This is a genomic window from Flavobacterium sp. (assembly GCF_029242675.1).
In the GTDB taxonomy this organism is placed as follows: Bacteria; Bacteroidota; Bacteroidia; order Flavobacteriales; family Flavobacteriaceae; genus Flavobacterium.
This window is the reverse complement of the sequence record NZ_JAQWTM010000259.1, coordinates 1-1,793: the sequence shown is the minus strand read 5'-3', so window position 1 is coordinate 1,793 and position 1,793 is coordinate 1. Positions and strand designations below refer to the sequence as shown.

Below are 1,793 nucleotides of genomic sequence, written 5' to 3'. Positions count from 1 at the left end.
ATGTTTTTCCTCCGGCTCCTGCACAAGTATCTACAACACGCATTCCAGGCTTAACGTCAAGGAAAGCTGCAACTAATTGTGAGTTGGCATCTTGAACTTCAAAAAAACCTTGTTTAAAAGCATCTGTCATGAAAACATTTGCTCTTTCCTTCAGCACTAAAGCATCCGGTTGGTCTTTTAAATAATCGGTCTCAATATCTAAATCCATTAAGATGGCTCTCAATGTTTCTTTATTGGTTTTAAGTGTGTTTACCCTTAGGATCACTTTAGCAGGTTGGTTTTGAGCTGTAATTTCGCTCGACCATACTTTCTCGCCTAGTTCTTTCACTCCTAATTCATCCATCCAATCTGGAATAGATTCTTTCAAGGCTCTTACTTTTGATAGTTCATCAAAGCGTCCTTTTATTTTTCGTTCTGGTGTTCCTTCTAATTGTCTCCAATCCGGAATTGGATACCCTCTTAAAACTGCCCAAACCGAAAACATTCTCCAAAGGTTATCTCTGTCAAATGGTTCTTTTACTTCGGCAATTTCACCGTATAATCTTTTCCATCTAACGATTTCATAAATCGTCTCAGCGACAAATTTCCTGTCAGAACTTCCCCAACGCTTGTCTTTTTTTAAGGCTCTTGCAACCACTTTATCCGCATATTCTCCTTCATTAAATATTGCATTTAAGGAGTCAATGGTGGTATAAACTAAATTTCTGTGTAATCTCATTTTTATTAATTGAGGTGCAAAGGTACTATTAATTGATTGAAAGTTAAATTTTTAATAATGAATGTTGCTTTTATATTTTTTCATAAAAAAAACACTGCTGTGAGGAGCAGTGTTTTTCATGTAATCTATGTTAGGTTTAGTCTATTTTACTCTAGTTAACCCCATTCTTTCTGGTATATGTAATACCATTGGGAATTTTTCAATTTTAACCGAGCTACTATCTAGACCAAAGGCGCTTTCCTCAGAAAGGCATAGTTTTTTGATAGCAAAATAAGTGCTCATGATAATGTTTTCATGCCATTTTAAAACGTTGTCGTTAGATAAGAATTTCTCAGATAAAACAAATTTAAAGTCTCCGATGATATTGTTTTTATTAAGTGATTCATAACGACTTGTGATATCTACTTCACCATTTTTCACCATATCTTTAATAACTTCTCTAAAGAGTAAGTTGATCTTAGTTGGTTCCCTAAAACCTAAATTAAAATCGACACGGTATAAATCATCTTTCATGATTTCGGTAACACGGTATTCAGTCTTATAAGGTTCAGATAAAATATTAACGTGAACAAACCAATAAATATCAGCTCTTTTCGGTCTTTTTTGTAAAATAGAGTACATCACTTTTTCTTCTATTTCATCGGCTCTACCTGCATTAGTCATATACACTAAATGCGTAGCGTATTTAGGGATACTTAAATCAGCACTAAGCTCGCTTAATACTTTTGTGTAGTCGTTTATTTTAACAATTTTGGTATAGCTTTTATTTATTTTTTTAGCGGTAAACCAAATAGACATAACTGTTATGAGCACCAATGCAATAATTAGGGTTACGTATCCACCTTCGGTAAACTTTGTAATATTTGCGGCTAAAAAGCTAAACTCGATTAATAGGTATATCGTGATTAGTGGAACCATAAAGTACAATTTCACTCTTTTCATTATTAAATAGAAATTTAATAAAATGGTGGTCATAATCATACATAAAATAATAGCTAAACCATAGGCATGCTCCATATTGCTTGATTCTTCAAAATGCAAAACAATTCCAACACAACCAATAAAAAGCAACCAG

The 1,793-nt window shown here is 33.3% G+C and carries 1 protein-coding gene and 1 pseudogene; both read right to left on the bottom strand.

Annotated features, from left to right (window positions below; translation table 11 throughout):
• Positions 1 to 718, bottom strand: a pseudogene (locus tag P8M54_RS09680) (RNA methyltransferase); the annotation flags it as partial.
• Between the two features lie 141 nt (positions 719 to 859).
• A partial coding sequence (locus P8M54_RS09675; RefSeq protein ID WP_300287623.1) for a KUP/HAK/KT family potassium transporter occupies positions 860 to 1,793 on the bottom strand: 934 nt, incomplete at its 5' end.